33 protein-coding genes are annotated in these 17728 nt (G+C 69.1%); 28 read left to right on the forward strand and 5 right to left on the reverse strand.

The window, feature by feature from the left end:
• Positions 1 to 22: 22 nt before the first annotated feature.
• Both KIP79_RS03560 and KIP79_RS03565 read right to left on the reverse strand, forming a co-directional pair.
• Positions 23 to 175, reverse strand: a complete 153-nt coding sequence (locus KIP79_RS03560; protein WP_214103191.1) for a hypothetical protein — start codon at positions 173 to 175, stop codon at positions 23 to 25.
• Position 176: 1 nt separating this feature from the next.
• Entirely contained in the window at positions 177 to 437 is a 261-nt protein-coding gene (locus KIP79_RS03565) for a hypothetical protein (protein WP_214103192.1), read from the reverse strand.
• Between the two features lie 74 nt (positions 438 to 511).
• On the opposite strand from KIP79_RS03565, the gene KIP79_RS03570 reads away from it, so the two are divergent.
• From KIP79_RS03570 to KIP79_RS03665, 20 genes are all read left to right on the forward strand, one after another.
• On the forward strand, positions 512 to 1144 hold the full coding sequence (locus KIP79_RS03570) for a hypothetical protein (protein ID WP_214103193.1): 633 nt from the start codon (positions 512 to 514) through the stop codon (positions 1142 to 1144).
• Positions 1141 to 1362 carry a hypothetical protein gene (locus tag KIP79_RS03575; RefSeq protein ID WP_214103194.1) on the forward strand — a complete coding sequence of 74 codons (222 nt, stop codon included), beginning with the start codon at positions 1141 to 1143 and terminating at the stop codon, positions 1360 to 1362. The genes KIP79_RS03570 and KIP79_RS03575 overlap by 4 nt, the downstream gene beginning before the upstream one ends.
• A complete protein-coding gene (locus tag KIP79_RS03580) occupies positions 1359 to 1763 on the forward strand; it encodes a hypothetical protein (RefSeq protein ID WP_214103195.1) in 405 nt (134 codons plus the stop codon). Before KIP79_RS03575 ends, KIP79_RS03580 begins: the two co-directional genes overlap by 4 nt.
• Positions 1764 to 1993: 230 nt before the next feature.
• Complete coding sequence (locus KIP79_RS03585; RefSeq protein ID WP_214103196.1) at positions 1994 to 2893, forward strand: HNH endonuclease; 900 nt, start codon at positions 1994 to 1996, stop codon at positions 2891 to 2893.
• A 54-nt stretch (positions 2894 to 2947) separates the two neighbouring features.
• Positions 2948 to 3871: a helix-turn-helix domain-containing protein gene (locus tag KIP79_RS03590; RefSeq protein WP_214103197.1), complete on the forward strand. Its 924-nt coding sequence runs from the start codon at positions 2948 to 2950 to the stop codon at positions 3869 to 3871.
• Positions 3868 to 4434: an ATP-binding protein gene (locus KIP79_RS03595; protein WP_214103198.1), complete on the forward strand. Its 567-nt coding sequence runs from the start codon at positions 3868 to 3870 to the stop codon at positions 4432 to 4434. The genes KIP79_RS03590 and KIP79_RS03595 overlap by 4 nt, the downstream gene beginning before the upstream one ends.
• The gene (locus KIP79_RS03600; protein WP_214103199.1) at positions 4431 to 5804 is read left to right on the forward strand and encodes a replicative DNA helicase; all 1374 of its coding nucleotides are present in this window, start codon (positions 4431 to 4433) and stop codon (positions 5802 to 5804) included. The genes KIP79_RS03595 and KIP79_RS03600 overlap by 4 nt, the downstream gene beginning before the upstream one ends.
• A 26-nt stretch (positions 5805 to 5830) precedes the next feature.
• A complete protein-coding gene (locus KIP79_RS46445; RefSeq protein WP_443611854.1) occupies positions 5831 to 6145 on the forward strand; it encodes a helix-turn-helix domain-containing protein in 315 nt (104 codons plus the stop codon).
• A gap of 315 nt (positions 6146 to 6460) precedes the next feature.
• Complete coding sequence (locus KIP79_RS03610; RefSeq protein ID WP_214103200.1) at positions 6461 to 6679, forward strand: hypothetical protein; 219 nt, start codon at positions 6461 to 6463, stop codon at positions 6677 to 6679.
• The gene (locus KIP79_RS03615) at positions 6672 to 6932 is read left to right on the forward strand and encodes a hypothetical protein (RefSeq protein WP_214103201.1); all 261 of its coding nucleotides are present in this window, start codon (positions 6672 to 6674) and stop codon (positions 6930 to 6932) included. Before KIP79_RS03610 ends, KIP79_RS03615 begins: the two co-directional genes overlap by 8 nt.
• A complete protein-coding gene (locus KIP79_RS03620) occupies positions 6925 to 7206 on the forward strand; it encodes a hypothetical protein (protein ID WP_214103202.1) in 282 nt (93 codons plus the stop codon). Before KIP79_RS03615 ends, KIP79_RS03620 begins: the two co-directional genes overlap by 8 nt.
• On the forward strand, positions 7199 to 7606 hold the full coding sequence (locus KIP79_RS03625; protein WP_214103203.1) for a DUF4326 domain-containing protein: 408 nt from the start codon (positions 7199 to 7201) through the stop codon (positions 7604 to 7606). The genes KIP79_RS03620 and KIP79_RS03625 overlap by 8 nt, the downstream gene beginning before the upstream one ends.
• Positions 7599 to 8306: a hypothetical protein gene (locus tag KIP79_RS03630; protein ID WP_214103204.1), complete on the forward strand. Its 708-nt coding sequence runs from the start codon at positions 7599 to 7601 to the stop codon at positions 8304 to 8306. Before KIP79_RS03625 ends, KIP79_RS03630 begins: the two co-directional genes overlap by 8 nt.
• The gene (locus KIP79_RS03635) at positions 8299 to 8784 is read left to right on the forward strand and encodes an SLOG family protein (RefSeq protein ID WP_214103205.1); all 486 of its coding nucleotides are present in this window, start codon (positions 8299 to 8301) and stop codon (positions 8782 to 8784) included. The genes KIP79_RS03630 and KIP79_RS03635 overlap by 8 nt, the downstream gene beginning before the upstream one ends.
• The gene (locus tag KIP79_RS03640; RefSeq protein ID WP_214103206.1) at positions 8781 to 9131 is read left to right on the forward strand and encodes a hypothetical protein; all 351 of its coding nucleotides are present in this window, start codon (positions 8781 to 8783) and stop codon (positions 9129 to 9131) included. The genes KIP79_RS03635 and KIP79_RS03640 overlap by 4 nt, the downstream gene beginning before the upstream one ends.
• Positions 9128 to 9475 (forward strand): DUF4406 domain-containing protein, encoded by a 348-nt coding sequence (locus tag KIP79_RS03645; protein ID WP_214103207.1) that lies wholly within the window; start codon positions 9128 to 9130, stop codon positions 9473 to 9475. Before KIP79_RS03640 ends, KIP79_RS03645 begins: the two co-directional genes overlap by 4 nt.
• Before the next feature lie 11 nt (positions 9476 to 9486).
• Positions 9487 to 9804, forward strand: coding sequence for a hypothetical protein (locus tag KIP79_RS03650; protein ID WP_214103208.1), 318 nt, complete (start codon positions 9487 to 9489; stop codon positions 9802 to 9804).
• A 324-nt stretch (positions 9805 to 10128) separates the two neighbouring features.
• Positions 10129 to 10473, forward strand: a complete 345-nt coding sequence (locus KIP79_RS03655; protein WP_308169542.1) for a DUF6085 family protein — start codon at positions 10129 to 10131, stop codon at positions 10471 to 10473.
• A gap of 88 nt (positions 10474 to 10561) precedes the next feature.
• Positions 10562 to 10747 carry a hypothetical protein gene (locus KIP79_RS03660; RefSeq protein ID WP_214103210.1) on the forward strand — a complete coding sequence of 62 codons (186 nt, stop codon included), beginning with the start codon at positions 10562 to 10564 and terminating at the stop codon, positions 10745 to 10747.
• A 180-nt stretch (positions 10748 to 10927) separates the two neighbouring features.
• On the forward strand, positions 10928 to 11587 hold the full coding sequence (locus tag KIP79_RS03665) for a hypothetical protein (protein ID WP_214103211.1): 660 nt from the start codon (positions 10928 to 10930) through the stop codon (positions 11585 to 11587).
• A 13-nt stretch (positions 11588 to 11600) separates the two neighbouring features.
• Here KIP79_RS03665 and KIP79_RS03670 read toward each other — a convergent pair whose 3' ends face one another.
• Positions 11601 to 12098 (reverse strand): hypothetical protein, encoded by a 498-nt coding sequence (locus tag KIP79_RS03670; protein ID WP_214103212.1) that lies wholly within the window; start codon positions 12096 to 12098, stop codon positions 11601 to 11603.
• Positions 12099 to 12127: 29 nt separating this feature from the next.
• Positions 12128 to 12358 carry a hypothetical protein gene (locus tag KIP79_RS03675; RefSeq protein WP_214103213.1) on the reverse strand — a complete coding sequence of 77 codons (231 nt, stop codon included), beginning with the start codon at positions 12356 to 12358 and terminating at the stop codon, positions 12128 to 12130.
• Positions 12359 to 12449: 91 nt separating this feature from the next.
• On the opposite strand from KIP79_RS03675, the gene KIP79_RS03680 reads away from it, so the two are divergent.
• The 5 genes from KIP79_RS03680 to KIP79_RS03700 all read left to right on the forward strand — a co-directional run bounded on the left by KIP79_RS03680 (position 12450) and on the right by KIP79_RS03700 (position 15882).
• A complete protein-coding gene (locus KIP79_RS03680; RefSeq protein ID WP_214103214.1) occupies positions 12450 to 12968 on the forward strand; it encodes a helix-turn-helix transcriptional regulator in 519 nt (172 codons plus the stop codon).
• Positions 12969 to 12993: 25 nt separating this feature from the next.
• Positions 12994 to 14250 (forward strand): DUF932 domain-containing protein, encoded by a 1257-nt coding sequence (locus KIP79_RS03685; protein ID WP_214103215.1) that lies wholly within the window; start codon positions 12994 to 12996, stop codon positions 14248 to 14250.
• Positions 14251 to 14323: 73 nt separating this feature from the next.
• On the forward strand, positions 14324 to 14629 hold the full coding sequence (locus KIP79_RS03690) for a hypothetical protein (RefSeq protein ID WP_214103216.1): 306 nt from the start codon (positions 14324 to 14326) through the stop codon (positions 14627 to 14629).
• Positions 14622 to 15143, forward strand: coding sequence for a hypothetical protein (locus tag KIP79_RS03695; protein WP_214103217.1), 522 nt, complete (start codon positions 14622 to 14624; stop codon positions 15141 to 15143). Before KIP79_RS03690 ends, KIP79_RS03695 begins: the two co-directional genes overlap by 8 nt.
• Positions 15144 to 15246: 103 nt before the next feature.
• Positions 15247 to 15882, forward strand: coding sequence for a hypothetical protein (locus KIP79_RS03700; protein ID WP_214103218.1), 636 nt, complete (start codon positions 15247 to 15249; stop codon positions 15880 to 15882).
• Positions 15883 to 15926: 44 nt separating this feature from the next.
• Here KIP79_RS03700 and KIP79_RS03705 read toward each other — a convergent pair whose 3' ends face one another.
• Positions 15927 to 16133, reverse strand: a complete 207-nt coding sequence (locus tag KIP79_RS03705; RefSeq protein ID WP_214103219.1) for a hypothetical protein — start codon at positions 16131 to 16133, stop codon at positions 15927 to 15929.
• 569 nt (positions 16134 to 16702) lie between these two features.
• Here KIP79_RS03705 and KIP79_RS03710 point away from each other — a divergent pair.
• The 3 genes from KIP79_RS03710 to KIP79_RS03720 are packed head-to-tail and all read left to right on the forward strand — an operon-like array spanning position 16703 to position 17569.
• Entirely contained in the window at positions 16703 to 16846 is a 144-nt protein-coding gene (locus KIP79_RS03710) for a hypothetical protein (protein WP_214103220.1), read from the forward strand.
• On the forward strand, positions 16843 to 17370 hold the full coding sequence (locus KIP79_RS03715) for a hypothetical protein (protein ID WP_214103221.1): 528 nt from the start codon (positions 16843 to 16845) through the stop codon (positions 17368 to 17370). The genes KIP79_RS03710 and KIP79_RS03715 overlap by 4 nt, the downstream gene beginning before the upstream one ends.
• 4 nt (positions 17371 to 17374) lie before the next feature.
• Positions 17375 to 17569, forward strand: a complete 195-nt coding sequence (locus KIP79_RS03720) for a MerR family transcriptional regulator (protein ID WP_214103222.1) — start codon at positions 17375 to 17377, stop codon at positions 17567 to 17569.
• Positions 17570 to 17728 lie beyond the last annotated feature (159 nt).

Raw genomic sequence — 17728 nt, forward strand, 5'->3', positions numbered from 1 at the left:
GCGGGAACACTCGTCCGGCGACCTACCGCCGGTCCACGTACTCCCGCAGGAACTGGCGGATCAGTTCGTACAGCGACACGCCTTCCGCCTTGGCTTTGGCCATGGCGGCCTTCCACAGGTCGTCGTGCACTGGCAGGCCGCGCATGCGCACGCCGTCGGCACGCTTTCCGGGCACCTCAAGCCGTCCGGGCGGTGCGGGCCACCCAGTCGGGGACGTCGAGGGTCTGCTCCTGGCAGAACGCGACCAGGTCGATTCCCCCCATGACGTGGAGCACCTCAGCGTCGTCCAGGGCGCGGGCGGCGAGTTTGTCGAAGGCTCCCGCGTCCAACGCCTCCAGGTCGCCCGCCTCGGCGCGCATGAGCGCCTCGATCATGGCGATCGTGGCGGCGTCGTCGCGCCCGGTCGCGTCGATGATCCGGTCTGTGTAGGTGCTCATTTTCGGTACCTCTCTCGTGGGTGTATCTACACCATAAACCGGTGTAGATACACCGTCAATCCTCGGGGCGCGCGATGACCGCGATCCCGCGCCGGATGCGCCACCTTCCGCTCGACAAGCACGGCCGGGTCTGCCCATGGTTCATCGCCTGGGTGAACGGCCAGCCCGACCACCGGCTGATCGGCCCCGGGAAGATCGAATGCGCCTTGCGATACTCGGCCTGCTGGCTGTGCGGGGAGACCCTCGGCAACTACAAGGTATTCGTGCTCGGCCCGATGTGCACGATCACCCGCACCACGGCGGAGCCGCCGTCCCACCGGGACTGCGCCGAGTACGCCGTGCGCGCGTGCCCGTTCCTGACCACGCCGGCGATGCGCCGCCGGGAGCGCAGCCTGCCCGAGGGGCATCGGCCGCCGCCCGGACTGTCCATTCCGCGCAACCCGGGCGTGATCGCCCTCTGGGTTACCTACGACTTCGAGGTCTTCCCGGACCCGGATGGCCGGACGCTCCTCTCGGTGGGTGACCCGGTGGCCGTCTCGTGGTGGGCGGAGGGCAGGCAGGCAACCCGCGGCGAGGTGCTCGCCTCGGTCGAGTCAGGGCTCCCCGCTCTCCGCGCTGAAGCTGACGCGGAAGGCACTGAAGCGGTCGCTGACCTGCTCGGGATGTACGCCGCGGCACTCGAACTCCTTCCTCGGGAGGCGGCGTGAAGACCGGCACCAAGAACCGCGCCTGCGTCGGCAAGAAACGCAACAAGGACCGGGCCGCGGCTGAGGCTCAGATCGAGCGGGAGGTCACCCGGGGCACCTCCCGCGACCGGCTGATCATCTATCGCTGTGATCACTGTGGTCACTGGCATGTAGGCCACGTCGGCAAGCGCCTCGCCCGCAAGCAGGCATCTGAATCTGCGAGGGGGCGGCGCCGATGAGGTGGCGCAGGGTCCCCCTCGACGAACTCGCTCAGGCCTGCGCCCGGTGCGGGCACCAGAACGGCGGCCATGTCGACAGCCTGGAGCGCACCCGCTCTGGCTGGCCCATCTACGACCCCATCTGGGCCGACGCCCTGGGCGCGTGTTCGGTCCCCGGCTGCCCATGCCGGGGACGTACGAACGACCCGGCCACCCGGATCGAGCAGTCGGCCGTACCGGTGGCCGACCGGGTGCCGGTCCTGACGCGCCTGAGCGGCCCGTGCACGGCCGGGACAGGTCCGTGTGGGGCTCTACCCACTCGCCCGTACCCGGTGGGTCCACGCTGCGCTGAGCACGCTCCGACGGCCATCCGGCAGACGGCCTCCCAGAGGCCCGCCGAGCGACTTCGGGAGGCGGCATGAAGGCGGCGATGGACGCGGTAGGCGGAATGGTCACCGCCGACCTCCAGGTGGTCGTGATGGCCAACAAGCAGCGGGTTCTCCACAGATCGCGGGTTATCCACAGATCCATCCACAGGACGGCGTCTGTCGGTCGGGCGGGTCAAAGTGCTGTTGGCGCGAGCAAGGGCCAGCGAAGACAGGACCCGCCCCGCGTCCGCCCCGCATAGCCCTACCCCCGAGGGAGCACCCCCATGGCCATCGGCAAGCGCCTCCGCTTCCAGATCTTCCGCCGCGACAACTTCGCCTGCCGCTACTGCGGGCTCACCGCCACGGCCGGCGCGGTCCTCGAAGTCGACCACGTCAAGCCGCGGTCCGAGGGCGGCCGGGACGTGCCGACCAACCTGGTCACCGCGTGCGAGGGCTGCAACTCCGGCAAGAGCGACGTCCCGCTGGGCGCCCCCGTGGTGGCCGACGTGCCCCAGGCTGACTTCCGGGCGGTGCTGGCCGCACGCGAACCCCGGGAGGACGAGGAGCCCGTCCTCGACCCCCTCACCGAGTGGGCCTGCGAGATGGAGGTCGCCTGCGGCCTGCGGTGGCACGTCTACACCGTCGATGCCGGACTCACCGTCAGGGAGTCTCATGAGTTCGGCGTCTCCCTCATCCTGGCCATCGCCTGCGGTTACACGGAAGACGAACTGGTGGCCGCTACGAGCCAGGCAGGTGAGGCCCGCGAGACCGACCTCTTCCGCTACCTGCCCGAGCGACCCGATCCGCGCGAAACGACCGAAGAGATCGACTACTACGTAGACGCCCTGGCCTACCTCGACAGCTTTATCCCACTCGAACGGCGGCTCCTGATCTGGCGAGTCCGCCTGGCCGCGGGCGACCACCAGCCAACCCGCTCCGACCTCATCCGGGCGGCAGCGTCTATGGGGCACTGGCAAGTCGTCGAGCAGGGGCGCGACCACGAACAGCTGCGGGACTGGCTGCGCCACCTCCCGGACGGTGTCGGCTCGGATTACCTCCGCCAGGCCGCCGCCCGCTGGGACGAGGCGAACGTCGGGATAGCTGGCCAATCCGCCATGGAATGCCCCAACGAGGTGCTCGAACTGGCTGTGAGCCTTGCGCTCGGCGCCAGCGTGCCCGGCTGAGAGACACGCATGCCGCGCCTATCGCCTCGAACCCTGAACGGAGCCGTCAAGCACATGAGCGTCGAAGCAATGAAGTGGGTCCTGGAGGATGCTCCGGACTTTCCGCCGCATCTGCTCGGCGTGCTCATGGGCTTGGCCAACAAGGCAGACAGTGGAGGCCGGGCTGCATGGCCGGGGCAGGCGACGTTGGCCCAGTGGGCGAAGAAGGGTGAGCGTGCCGCACGGAAGGATCTGGCCCAGCTGGAGGAGCTGAAGCTGATCCGGCGTGGCGACCAGTCGCTGGTGGCTCATCTCGCGGCCGACGAGCGGCCGGTGGTGTGGGACTTGGCGATGGAGCGGACCCGCGAATTGGAGGGGAACTGTAGTTCCGCCCGGAACCACAGTTCCGGGGGGAACCCAGAGCCCGGCCCCGACAACACCGCAGATGAGGGCATTTCGGGGGGAACTGTGGTTCCGGGCGGAACTACAGACCCGGGCGGAACTGTAGGGCAGAGGGAGGGGAACCACAGTTCCGCCGATACGTCCGGTGATACACCCGGTGGTTCTCTCCCTACGGGAGAGAACACCAACGCGGGTACGCGCGATACCGGATCCGGGGGGACCAAGCAACCCCGTCGTCGGCGAACCAAGGCCGAACGCGACGAACTCGACCAGCAAGCGCAAGATCTCGCCAAGAAGTTTCGCGAGCGGTACAAGAACTCCCAACGCTTCGTGGCGATCATGACAGTGATTCGGGGCGCCCTCGGCAATGGGTTCACCCGCGACGAGGTCGCCTTCGCCCTCGACCGGCTCGGGCGCGAGAAGAAGCCCGTGTCCGGTGCCAGCATCCAGTTCGCCCACGGCCAGATCGAGGAGGAACGGGAGCGGGCTGCTGTCCGCACGGATAGGGCGAGGGCCTCGCCGCGCCCCGCCGAACCCCTCCCCGCTCGTGGCTCCTACGACGCATCCAAAGTCTTCGGGAACAGGAATAGATCATGACCGTCACGCCCCTCGTCGACTGGCACGACGAGCACCGTCGGCGCCGCCTCGCCGCCTTCCAGACCCGCCGCCCGCTGCTGCTACGGCACAAGGGCCCCCTCCGCGATGAGATCGCTGAGTGGGGATCTCGCCTGTTCGACAACACAGCCCGGACCTTGGTGCTGGTCGGCGGCACCGGAACGACCAAGACGTGGAGTCTGTGGGAGGTGCTGGAGCGCGCGGTGGCCGCCGGGTACGCAGGCTCGATCGTGTTCGCCACGGCCGCGGACTGGCAGGAGGCGGTAGGGCCGCCCGTCGACCGGCAGGCGCTTCGCGTGATGCGGCAGGCCGGCGTGCTGGTGCTGGACGACTTCGGATCCACGCGGATCAACGAATGGGCGGTGGACTGCCTAACCCCGGTCGTGGATGAGCGCTGGTCGTGGGGTCGGCCGACCGGCATCACCTCGAACCTGACCGACTTTGATGAAGCGCTGGGCGAGCGCGGGGAGCGGATCACCTCCCGGCTGGGCCACGAGGCCGCCGTCGTGGTCCTGGACGGGGCAGACCGGAGGGCGGCCGGATGACCGACGACACTGACGGGTTCGCCAACGAGTGGACGGCCGGCCCCGAGGTCATCGCCGCGGAGATGGCGATCCTGGGGGCCGCGATCGAGTGGCAGGAGGCGCTGGAGGAGGCGGTCACCCTGCTCCGGCCGGACGACTTCTACCGGCCGGCCCACCAACTCGTGTTTGCCGCCGCGAAGGCGATCCTGGATGACGGCCGGAAGGTCGCGCTGGCGGCGGTGATGGTCGAGCTTCAGGACCGCGGGGAGCTCGCCCGAGCCGGTGGCGGGGCCTACCTGCACGACCTGATGCGAGCTGCCTGCCTGCCCGCTTCCGTCGGCTGGTACGCGAGCCGGGTGGCGAGGGACGCCGACCGGCGTGGAGCCTGGGCGGCGCTCACGTGGGGGATCCAGGAGACCGGCAGGTCCCGATGGGACGGCGGCGCCACCTTGGACCTGATCCGCAAACGCCTGGACGAGGTGGCGGCCGGCCGGGTGGGGGATCTGCCGCTGAGCGTCGCCGACGAGATGGTCTCCCTGCTGGAGGACCTGGAAAACCCGCCGGAGACCACCCCCGGTGTTGTGCCGCCGTACCTGGACTTGGCCGCCCTGCTGGAGGTTTTCCGGTCCGGCGAACTGATCGTGGTCGGGGCGAGGCCGTCCATCGGGAAGACCACCGTTGCGGCAGACATAATCCGGTCGGCCGCGGTCCGGCACGGGCAGCGCACGGTGATGTTCACGCTGGAGATGACCCGCCGCCAGGTGCTGGAGCGCATGGTGGCGGCCGAGTCGGGCGTGCAGTTCAGGGCGATCAAGCAGAGGCAGTTGTCCCCGGCCGATCTGGACAAGGTGGCCGAGGTGGGCGCGAGGATCGCTGCGGCGCCGCTGACGATCGACCACACGCCGGGCTGCTCGATCGAGCGGATCCGGGCGACGCTGCGCACCCTGTCCCGGACCGGGCCGCTCGGCCTGGTCGTCGTGGACTACCTGGGGCTGATGGCGCCGCCGAAGGCGGAGACCAGGCAGCAGGAGGTGGCGGCGCTCTCCCGGGAGTTCAAGGTGCTCGCCGGCGAGTTCGACGTGCCGGTGGTCCTGCTGTCGCAGCTCAACAGGGAGCCGGAGAAGCGCTCTGACCGCCGCCCGCAGACCGCGGACCTTCGCGACTCGGGGGCCGTCGAGCAGGACGCCGACGTAGTGATCCTGCTCCACCGGGAGGACCACTACGACCCGGACTCGCCGCGAGCGGGCACCGCCGACCTGATCGTGGCCAAGAACAGGAACGGCCCCACCGCCACGATCACCGTGGTCAACCAGCTCCACTACGCCCGGTTCGCCGACTTCGAGGACGTCCAGGAACAGCGCGGCCGCCCCGACCTACGGGCCGTGCAGTGAACACCCCCCAACGCAAGGAGATGACCGTGGGCATCGACTCAGGGCTTCAGGCCGCGGCCGCGCGCAGGGACATCGGCGCCGTCGTCCGGCAGGTGGCCGACCGCCTGGCCCCGCCCGCCGACGTCGTAGACCTGAGCACCGTGAAGTACTTGACGGTGCTTGAGATAGCAACCACCCTCCGGGTCGCCCGGATGACCGCCTACCGGCTGATCCACCGGGGCGAGCTGCCCGCCATCAAGGTGGGTCGGCAGATCCGCGTCCCGGAGCACGCCTTCCAGGAGTACCTGCGGGACAGGTACGCCGACGCGGGTCTGGCACTCGCGGGAGGCCAGGGTGCGTGAGCCCAAGCTGGTGCGCGACCACATCCCCGACCTGATCCGCTCCCGGGGCGGGGACCCGATAGTACGGCAGGCCGCCCCCGGTGAGGTCGGCGACCTTTTGCGAGCCAAGCTCGGCGAAGAGGTCGAAGAGTTCCTGGCGTCCGGCGATCCGGAGGAGCTCGCCGACATCCTGGAGGTTGTCTACGCCCCTGGCCGACCACGCGGGTGTGGATGTCGCGCGGCTGGAGGGCCTTCGCCGGGTGAAGGCGGCCAGCCGTGGAGCTTTCGCCGAGCGGATCGTCTGGATGGGGAACCGCGGGTCGGATGGGGGTCGGGATGGCTGACCGGTGCGAGCTGACCGAGCTCATCAGGGAGCAGTGCGCGCACTGCCGTCCGGCCCCGCCGCCTGAGCCCCGCCTGTACGGCAGGTGGTTCGCAGCCCAGTTTCCGGGCGACTGCGCCGGGTGCGGTGAGCGTTTCGAGGAGGGCGACGAGATCCGCTGGGACGGGGAGGGCGGCTACCTGGCCGAATGCTGCGGAGGCGACGATGCCTGAGATCCCAGCGGAAGCCCATTCCGCGATCACCGCCGCCCACATCGCCGGACTGTCCACGCCGGAGCACGACAACCCTGCCTTGGTCAGGCATTCGGACGGGCGGTTGGAGGTCGTCGGAGAACCGTATCGGGTGATTCTCCGGCGGAGCGACCTGGAATCCCGGTCCTTCAAGTGCCGAGAGCCGGAACGGCAGGCCGAGATCGCCAATGAGCGCGAGGAGGCCCTGATCTGGTGGGAGGAGAACCATGGGTGACATCCCAGAGAAGGCTGTCCAGGCGGCAGCTGACGCGATCAGCCGGAAGCTGTTCTCTGAGCCGCCGTCGGGCGGCACGTGGATGGACCACGACAAGGAGTTGGCCCGCGCTGCGGTGGAGGCGGCGGCGCCGATCCTCGCCGCGCACATCGCCCACCTGATCCGCGTCCACAAGCCCGCCAGCAACCTGCGGCGGACGTTCGTGAGCGGGATCAACTGCGCAGCCAGGGTCGCCAGCCGGGCGTTCCAGCCGAAGGGAGATCGTGGTGCCTGAGCGCATTCAGCTCCGCCGTACGAAGGGCTGGCGTAAGCCGGAAGGTGCGGTGGTGGTGAGCCGCCCGAGCAGGTGGGGCAACCCGATCCGGATCACACCCGAACGCAGCGCGCACCACGGACGCCTCATGTACCGCGTCCACGGCAGCCTGCTCGACCACCACGGCGGGCCCGCCTACAACGGCCTGGACACTGCGCGCTACTTCGCAACCAAGTTCTTCGAGGCGGATCTCCTCCACGGTGTGTACGGCGACGCCTACCCGTCCGTGGAGGAGATCCGGCGCGAACTCGCGGGCAAGGACCTCGCCTGCTGGTGCCCGCTCCCGGCGCCGGGGAAGTCGGACGACTGCCACGCCGCCGTCCTGCTGGAGGTCGCAAACCCGGAGGTGGCCGATGCCTGAATTCCCTCTGTGCGCCAAGGACGACCCCCGCGTCCCGGTGGTGCTCAACATCCTGCGCAAGAGCGCGTTCATAGGCGGCAACTTCACGCTCGACTCCCGCCGGATCCTGGCTGCTCTCGATAAGGCGTTCGAGCCCGCCGCCCCGGATGGGCCAGGAACGCACCCAGCGTCCACGAGCGAAGCCGAGTCCACCTCTCAAGGGGTGATGGGGCGACCGGATGACTCGGGAGGCGCTGGGGCGCTCTCAGAGCTTCACGAGCTCGCCCACAAGCGTGGTGACCACGCGATGCTCATCGGCCAAGCGCTCGACCTGAGTCAGGCGAAGCTGGGGCGGGCCGAGGCGGCCATCGCCCGCATCCGTGAACTCCACCAGCCGCTCAAGCGTGCCGGGATCATGATCTGCACCGAATGCTCCGGGTGGAACGGGTCACGCTGCCGAGGCCAGGTAACCCCACACCCATGTCCGACGTTGGACGCCGTGGAAGCGCTGCCGGACGGCTCGGCGTATGCCCGCGAGCCCCTCGGCTGGATCGTTGTGGAGCGCACCCACGTCGGTGATCACGTTCACGGCTTCCTGCACGACTCGCGGGCGGCGGCATCCCGTGAGCGCGACGAGGCGAACACGTCGGCGGAGGCCGCAGGCGTGCCGGTTGACTTCACGGTTGCTGTCGTCGTCGGGGAGGCGAATGGCGATGCCTGACGACTTCGTGGTGCTCATCACCGGCTCCCGGGACTGGACCGACCGGGAAGCCCTCCACTTCGCCATCTTGGAAACCTGGCACGACGCCCTCACCGAGGGTCGCAAGGTGAAGTGGCGGCATGGCGGATGCAAGACCGGCGCGGACGCTCTCGCCGACGAGTTGCTCCGCCAGCACGGGTTCGTCCCCGAGGTCGTGGAGGCCGACTGGGCGACCTGCAACGGGCCCAAGTGCACGCCGCGGCATCGCCGCCGGCGCATCGGCGGCGGCACGTTCTGTCCGGCCGCGGGCTTGCACCGTGACGCCCGCATGGTGGACATGGGCGCCAACCTCTGCCTGGCGTTCATCATGCCGTGCATCAGAAAGGACTGCCGCCGCCCGCAGCCGCACGGCTCTCACGGTGCCTCGTTCACGGCCGACCGTGCAGAGAAGGCGGGCATCCCCACCCGCAGATTCACCCCGGAGGCAGGATCGAAATGAGCCCTTATGCGCCCGGAACGCATGTCGAATATTCGATCGACTACACGGAGAAGTCCGCGCTGGGCGGCACGGTCAAGGTCGTCTACCCCGTGGTGCACAAGGACCACCCGGACAGGGCGGTCAACGCCCATCTGGCCGCCATCCGGACCCGCCACTACCAGCGCCAGGCGGGCCTGCCGGAGGACGCCACGGCGGTAGCCCGCACCGTCACTGCCACACCGTGGGCACCGGTCCATGCGGAGGAGCCCAGCGACGAGCAGGTTGCCGAATGGGTGGGCCAGGTGGCAGACCCGTACGCCCGCGAGCTGATCGTCAACGGCTACACCGGGCAGGAGCCGACCCGGTGAGGGCCTACCTCGCCGGCCCAATGCGGGGGATCAAGGACTTCAACCACCCGGCCTTCCACGCGGCGGCCGACCGGCTGCGGGCCCTCGGCTACGAGGTGCGCAATCCGGCCGAGCACGACACCGTGCACCAGGCCGCCGACCCTGACGCCGCTCGGGCCGCACTGCGGGAGTGCATGGCCTCCGACCTGGCGTGGATCGCCGCTCATGCTGACGCCGTGGTGGTCCTGCCCGGGTGGGAGGGCTCGCGGGGCGCCCAAGCCGAGGTGGCGGTCGCCCGGTCGCTCGATCTGCCCGTACTGCCCATGGACGAGGTGCTGCTGTCGTCCATGCCGCCTACCCCCTAAGGAGACATCAGATGACCGGAGCAGAACTGATCGCGGCCGAGCGGCAGCGCCAGATCGAGCAGGAGGGCTGGACGGCCGGGCATGACGACCAGCACACCCGAGGGCAACTCGCGGGGGCGGCAGCCGCGTACGCCGTCGCCGCTGCCCGGATGTCCGGGGCCTCCGTCTGGACGGCTTGGGCGGATGAGGTGTGGCCGTGGTCGAGGAGGGCGTACAAGCCGGTCCGCGACGATCCGATCGGGACGCTCGTCAAGGCGGGGGCGCTGCTCGCGGCCGAGATCGACCGGCTGCAGCGTGCGGCCGTCACGGAGGACTGCGACCATGCATGATCCGCTCGTCGTCGCCTTCGTGATCCGCCGCCCGTGGCCGTACAAGACCAAGTCCCCATATCCGGGGCGCTGGCGGATCGGCTACTCGCACTGGAATCTCGCCGGGCACGGCTTCTACTTCCCGTCGGCTGTCACTGTCTGGCATCGCGAGCCGGGCGGCCACGACTCGGGCGAGGTCTGCAAGCAGCACTCCCGAGTCCAGGACGCTGAAGGTAACTGGCAGTGGAAGTTCCACCATGGGTGGCGATTTCACATCACCCACTGGAAGATCCAGGTCCACGCTCTCCAGAGGCTCCGCCGCCGCTTGCTTACCCGCTGCATCTGGTGCGGAGGGCCTTCCCGCAAGGGCGATCAAGTGGACGTCTCCCACTCCTGGGATGGGCCGCGCGCACCTGCTCGTTCATTCACTGCCCGCGCCCGGACGCGGTTTCCACCCTGTTGGAGGACAGGGAGGTCGAGCACATCGTCCAGTTCGGCGCGGAGACCTTCACGGTCCGCCACCCTCTCCGCGAACGGCTGGACGACGCGCTCATGGAGTGCGCCCTGCACGACCACATCGCCAACCTGGACGGTCCGCCCGTCAAGCCCGGCCAGCACGGGCGCGTCGCGACGGAGAGCGCTGGACCTGGGAGGCGGTGTCGTGAAGTTCTGGAGGCGCAAGCCGCGTGAGCCCCGCCGTGCACATGGAGAACTGTCGGTCGAATGGCCACCTGCGGAGCCTCCCATCCCGCCTGGGGCCCTGCTCGTGGAGCCTTCGGTGGACGAGCGGGCTGCCATCCGCCGCATGGTCAAGCTCGCCCGGGAGATGCGTTCCTGGTGCAGCCCTCACGGGTTCGCGATCCACTGCTCGGACGTCGTTGCCGAGACGATCCTGAACGAGCCGGGCCGGATCTGGGGGTCGGGCGAGGTCCTTGTCGAGCTGGAGCGGAGGCTGGCGACGTGAAGGTCCACTTCCGCATCAACTGCTCGTACGTTTCCCAAGGTCGCTCTGATGCCACCTGCAAAAACGTGAGAGATCGATCATGAGCGGAGCGGCTCCCCTTGACCGCACGTCCCGAGGAGCCGCCCGAAACCCGCCTGCCGACGGGAGTCCCCAGCACGGTACCAACGCAAGGAGCCCGGCATGCCTCGAACCGCCCCCGCCGTTTGCTCAGCCGTACACAAGACTGACCCGGACCGGCCGCGCCGCGCCGCCGACGGCCTCAACCTGTGCCGGGGCTGCCTCAAAGGCATGCACCGCAACCTGTCCGACTTGCCGTGGCTGCACGCCGAGGTGGTCACCTCCATGCCGACCACCCGCGCCACCGGATCGGCCCCAGTGTCTGGCTCGCGTACGCCCGGCTTGCCGGTCAACCTCAGAGCGGGAGAACTCCACAGCCAGATGGGCCACGATCTGCGCACGATCGCCGGCTGGGTGGCCAAGGACCGGGGAATCCACCTGCCGGTGGACGGCCGGGTCGGCTCGGTGTGCGCCTGGCTGGCCAAGCACGTGAACTGGCTGGCCGCCTCCCAGTACGCGGCCGACGTGCGGGGCGTCCTCACCGAGCTGGTCGGCCGCGCCTGGGCTGTGATCGACCCGGACCGGCGGCCGATGGAGGTTGGTCCGTGCGTGGAGCTGGTGGACAGTACGCCCTGTGATGGGATGCTGTGGGCCAGCGTGCTGGACGTGGGCGACCCGCGCCCGTCGAAGATCTGGTGTGACGGGTGCGAGCTGGAGCTGACCCCGGAGCAGTGGTACCGGTTCGGACGACGGTACGAGGCGAGGCGCCGGATGTCGGCATGATGCGCGCTGGCCGTCAGACGGAGGCCGGCCGTCCTTCCTTCCGCGCCCACGAGGCGGCCCACCGCCGCACATCCCGGCCCGACCAGATCTTGCCGGAGGCGAGGTTCGCGACGGGAGCGGGGAAGTCGGTGCGCTTGGTGAGCTGGTCTGCCCTCTGGCGGCTGATGGGGCGGTCCGTGAACATGGCGGCGATTTCCCGCACTCCCATCAATTCGACCGGCAGAGCCCGCGCCAACTCGTCGAATTCGTGCTGTGGCATGGCTTCGATGTGGGCGAGGCGCACGGACAAGCCGTATTCGCGCAGCGCCGTGACCACTTCCCGGGCCGCGATGTCGATCGCGCGGCGCACGGTGGACTCTTCCACATCCATCTGTACGGTGAGCCGGCCGGCCACCGGCTGTTCGCCGAGGTATGCGACGCCCCCGTGTCCGTGCACGTGGGCGAGCCGCCCGGTCAGGTGCACGCCGAGACCCTCGGTGAAGTCGGTGCCGGTGTCGGCGTCGACGCGCACACTCCACATCGTCGTCACAAGGGTCCCTCTCATCGGGGCGGCCAGACGAATCCGGCACGCCGGAGTATGGCTATGGCGTTGCGGAGACTGCGGTGGTCGCTCGGGGTGGCGGGCAGCGTGGTGATGAGGCGGTTGTCGGCGTAGACCTTCCAGTGGCCTGAGCCGCCCATTTTGACCTCGAACCCTTGCCGGTCCAGTTCCCCGAGGATCTGTGCGATCTCCTTGCGGCCCATGATGCCGTTTCCCTTGCTCTCTGTCAACGAAAGTTCGTATGCTCCAAGGGTAGCTAAACTATTGACAATCCGCAATGGTAAGCGCAGACTTGAGGTAGTAGGACAGGAGGTCAGGGACATGTACGAGATCGGGACAGAGGTCCGCTACCACGGCAGCATCGAGTCCATGCGCGGCGAGATCTTCACCGTCGTGGAGCACTGCTGCTCTGGTACGCGCCACCGGATCGACGGCTCTCGCCTTCTCCACCACGTCCGCCACCAGAGCATCACGCCTGTGGCAGAGGCTGACCCGGTCGCCGAGTTGGAGCGCGCGGTCTCGGACCAGAAGCCCGTCATGATCACCTACGTCGCGGTGGACGGCGAGTGGACCACCCGCGTCATCGAGCCGCACGCCGTCACCTGGACGCCCCGTGGACGCGCAGTCGTCCGCGCCTACGACCGTCTCCGCGCCGACCTCCGCACGTTCCGGGTGGACCGGATCCAGTCGCTGACCGTCCTGCCCGACGCCTTCCGCTTCGACCCGGCGCAGAAGTCGGAGGACCGCGCGCTCGCCCGGATCCGCGCCGAGATTGCCCAGGTGGCCGACCACGGCTACATCGACTCCGCCCGCTGGACCCCCGACCAGATCGCCCTCTAAAACCCCTCACGAAGGGATCAAGAACATGGCCACTGACGTCAACGAAGCCTTCGCCACCGAGAAGCGCACCCAGCTCGACCAGCGCCGCGCCGACCGCGATGCCCGGATTAAGGCGCAGGCGGATCGGGCCGCCAAGCTTGAGGCCGACATCGCGTCCGGCCGCCTGGTGTCCCTCGGCGGGAACCGCTACCGCGTCACGGAGGGCTGGGACGCGGGGGAGACCATCACCGTCCGCCGCAACAGCGTGGGCCAGGTCGCCGAGGTCGTCGCCGAGCACGGCCTTGACGTGGCCGCCGACGGCACCGTGGCCCTGTACAGCGCGGTTCCGACCTGGCACGGCCTCGGACAGATCATCCCCGGCGGCACGACCTCGATTGACGAGGTGCTCCGTCTCGCCCAGATCGACTGGGAGGTGGCCAAGCGGGAGGTCCGCTACAGCTTCATGGCGGACGGGGAGGACAAGCCGACCCTGCGGACCGCCCCGGGCTCCTTTGTCACGGTGAGGGAGGACACCGGCGCGGCGCTGGGCGTGGTCGGCACGAAGTACACGCCGATCCAGCAGCGCAGGATCTTCGGCTTCCTGGAGGAACTCGTGTCCCAGGGCGTGCTCTGGCAGTCGGCGGGCCCTCTGGACGACGGGCGCAGGGTGTTCGTCTCGCTCAAGGTCCCGGAGAACATCGTGGTCGACGCGGGCGGGATCAACGACGAGATCCAGTTGTTCATCGTGGCGTTGAACAGCCACGACGGGCGCAGCAAGGCCGAAACCGTGGTCACCCCGTGGCGGCCGGTCTGCCGCAATACCGAGCGTTTCGCGGTGCGCGACGCCGTCACCCGCTGGGGGATCCGGCACACCTCGGGCGCGCTGGACCGCCTGGAGGAGGCTCGGCGCAGCCTCGGCCTGACCCTCGCCTACGGCAAGTCGTGGGCGGAGGAGGAGAACACGCTGGCTCAGACGAACATCGTGTTGGACGAGTTCGACAAGCTGATCGCGGACCTGTGGCCGCCCTCCGAGGAGGAGGAGCCCAGCACCCGCACACAGGGGATCGCCGACCGCCGCCGCGAGCGCCTCCACGACATGTTCGCCACCGAGTCGGAGCGCCTCGGCCGGACCGCGTACGCGGCCGAGCGGACCATCACCGACTACTTGGACAACGTCGCCCCCCGGCGGCCGGGCAAGTCCCTGTCCCTGGAGTTGGCCCGCGCGTCGGCCGCCCTGGTGGGCGTGGACGACGACGTCAAGACCAAGGCGCACAAGCGGCTCATGCTGTTGGCCCGCCGCTAACAGGACCTGGGGTGGCCCCGAGGGGAAACGGGGCCACCCCACCAGCTCACCCCGCAACGAAACGGAGGCCACAGTGCTCCGGGAGACCTACAAGGGCCGGAAGGTCGTCATCAAGAAGGGCCGCGACTGGGGAACCGTAGCGGTCCACATCAACGGTGTGCACTGCTGGGCCCGCGTGTGCACCGCGGAGGCCGCGCTTGCACAGGCGAAGAGGGACATCGACTTCGTCGGCGAGGAGATCGACGGGGCGAGTTGGGGCCCGGAATGGTACGCCCCCGGCACGTACGAGATCTGCGACGAGGGGCACCCGCGAGCGATCGGCGGGGCGTGCACTCACTCCTACTGCAACCGCGAAACCCCGGAGGATGATCATGTTTAGGCCCGCAGACTTGCAGGAGTTCGCCGCCCTCTTGGAACAGGACCTTGAGGAGCAGTCGGGCTGGGGCGTGCAGGCGACGCTCGGCGTCGTCGTCGGCCACCAGATTGCGCCGGTCCTGCCACGCCTCTGGCTGCCTGACGGCGCACAGCCGGCGTCCGCGCTGCCGCTGCTGTCCGCGCGGGACCTCGTGAAGTTCGCACGCGCCACGGGCCCGGTCGCCGACGGCCCGGTCCAGCTGGTGTTCCTGGCATGCGAGGCGTGGAAGACGCTCGGCACGCTGACTTCCGGCCAGCACGCGCTCGCCCTGGCCGGGATCACCCCGGCGAGCGTGCACCCGGAGCGGGTGGAGACGCGCATCGTGTGGGCCGCCTCGCCGGACGGGACGGTGGCGTACGCCTCCCGGGTGCGCGGCGCGTCGCAGGCCGAGGCCGGGGTGGATGCGCCGGGAGCGCGCCAGTCGCCCACCCCGGCTGCTCTCGCCGCGCTGGCCCGCGCGACCAGGAGCCTTTGGTAGCCGCTCCTACTAGAAACCACGCTGGACATCGCCCCAGTTCAGCCCACTATCGCACCACCGACAGTGGGCTGAACTGGGGAAACATCTGAAGGCGAGTAGCCTAATGTCCCCCCGCATCCCCAAGCGCATGAAGGGCTGCCCCGTGCACGGCGGCTTGGCCGTACCGGAGGTGGCCGCCCGCCACCTTGACCCCGACTATCGGCCGCTGTTCGGCATCAACCATCCGGGCCGCGTCAACAACTGCCTGATCAACCGGCTGTGCGGCAACTGCGGGACCCCGCTGTCTTCCCGGCCCGGCGGCAAGTACGCGCTGCTGCTCCGCCCCGCCGACTTCGGGCGCGGCTACTCCTCCGAACCGGCCCTGCACCCCTCCGACTGCGCGCCGTATGCGGTCTCCGCCTGTCCGCTCCTCAACGGACGCCTCGCCAGCTACCCCACTCGGCGCCGCGACTTGGAGGCCGAGCGCTGCGGAGACCCGGAATGTGACTGCCGCCTCTGGACCAACGCTCCCGACCATCAGGAGCGGGCCGGCGCGGACGCCTCGCCCTTCTATGCGGCCATCTACCGCCAGGAGGACTACCGCCTGTGCGTGGGGGAGAAGCGCGGACGTCAGGGTGTCCTGCTCGGTGTGGCCGCCGCCGGGGTCGAGTCGCTGAGCGTCAAGCTGGTCACGAAGGGGGATCCGTCGTCCCTGGACTTCGCCCGCGCCCTGCTCTTCGGTCTGCCGCTCAGCGGCTAGGGCGGGCGGCCAAACTGGATCGCTGACCGCCCGCCGAGCGGTGGCTACTCCATCAGCGCGTGAAGCCCGACGATGGTGCCGCCGGCCGCCGCCAGTCCGGCCACCACAGCCAACGGCGCGGGCACGCCACCGAGGAAGCTCAGCCCGCCGATGACCAGTCCAGCCAGGATGCTCGCGATCAGGATCAGAACGGTACGGCGGGGGAGAAGCGGGTCGGGCTGGCGGGCACCAGCATCGTCAGGTAGGGCCACCGGAACTCCTCTCAAGGGGGGAAGGGGGATTCCGGGCCTTGAGGAAGGATCAGGAGACCTATCCTGACGTGCGTCGCTACACTTGCACTTGTACAAGAGCGCGGTAGCAGCCGTCAGGCCCAAGGCCCGGCTGACATCAGCCCGAGCGCGGACCGAGGCGGGAACCTCGGTCCGCGCGAGGCTGACGACTCCAGGATCTTAACCGGATCACGGCCGCCGTCGTGGCGATTCTTGGGTGAGCTGTGAAAAATCCGCAGCCTCGGTGCCACTCGGTCCGCGTCGGTACACACAGGGGACCTCGGGGAGAATCCGGATCTGCCGGTCTTTGCAGGTCACACCACAGCCTCTCTATTAATGGGTCGTTATTAGCCCCCGTTAATGGGTCGTTATTAGCCCCCGTTATTAATCCCTAATGCAACAGGCTCTGGTTTATTTAATGGATTCCCGCGCGGGGGCCTGGTCCCCCCCTACGCTGTTTGGCCGCCCGAGTCCGCAGGATGGCTCTCAGCGCGCCCGACAGGTCTCCAATCCGCCCGGACTCTGTCGGTGGCACCTGGCACAATCACCGCATGCCGCTCCCGCTCACCCTCTTCACATGCCCGGTCACCGGGGACGTGATCCTCGTCCCGGTCGGCACCGTCCACATGCGGCTCACGCCAGAGCAGCAGCGAGAACTTGTCGACGCGCTCGTAAACAGAGGCGCGGCAGCGTGAGCCCCGAAGTCCAGGCCGCCATAGTCGGGGCAGCCAGTGCCGCGCTCGTCGGGCTTGGAGGCACGGGCCTCTTCCAGTACCTCAAGCACCGCAGGGAAGACCGAGACGCCTACGAGAAGGCCCTCCGGGACGTGCTGACCCGGGCCGTCGTCTTCCAGATGGCCTTGCAGGTTTTCCGCGCCGGATGGCACGGACGTCGCCTGCCCGGCACGAGAGGCCGGCTCGCCAACGACTTCCATCTCCTGTTGCCGCCGATGGAGCGCATCACGGACGCCCTCAGCGTCGTTACCCTCTCCCGGGCGCGCAAGCACAGGCTGATCGTGCAGGCGGCTGGGCCTCTGACGGATGAGGTCGGAGCGCTGATGGAGGCGCTGAACGAGGACGAGGACGCATACACGGCCAGACGGGAGGCGTACAACAAGGCGTTGAGGGAGTTCCGTCGCGAGGTCGACCGGCGCAAGGACTTCTGGATGCCGAACCCGTTCCGGCCCGCCATACGGACCGGGAGCCCTGGGAGAGAATGAGGCCATGACCGGCCGCCGTATCTCCACCGCCGCCGCCTCCCGGCTGTACGGCATTCCGGCCCGCACGATCCGGCGATGGCACGCCGAGGGGCGCATCACCGGCCCGGAGGTGGACAAGGGGCGGCACCTGTGGCTCCAGTCCGAGATAGACCAGCTTGCTCAGCTGCGCGGAACCTCCCGCTTGCCAACATCACGGTGAATGACCCATCCTGAGTGGCAACGTGTAGAAGTGTGGCCCGGCCCTGGCAGCCGGGCCTTCGTTATGTACGGCGTCCGGCTGGTGTGGGACACGGTGGCCGCAGCCTGGGACGCACCGGACGCCGAGCACGGGCGACCCTACTTCCAAGAAGCGCCCGAT

This window comes from Acrocarpospora catenulata (assembly GCF_018476525.1).
Taxonomy (GTDB): domain Bacteria; phylum Actinomycetota; class Actinomycetes; order Streptosporangiales; family Streptosporangiaceae; genus Acrocarpospora; species Acrocarpospora catenulata.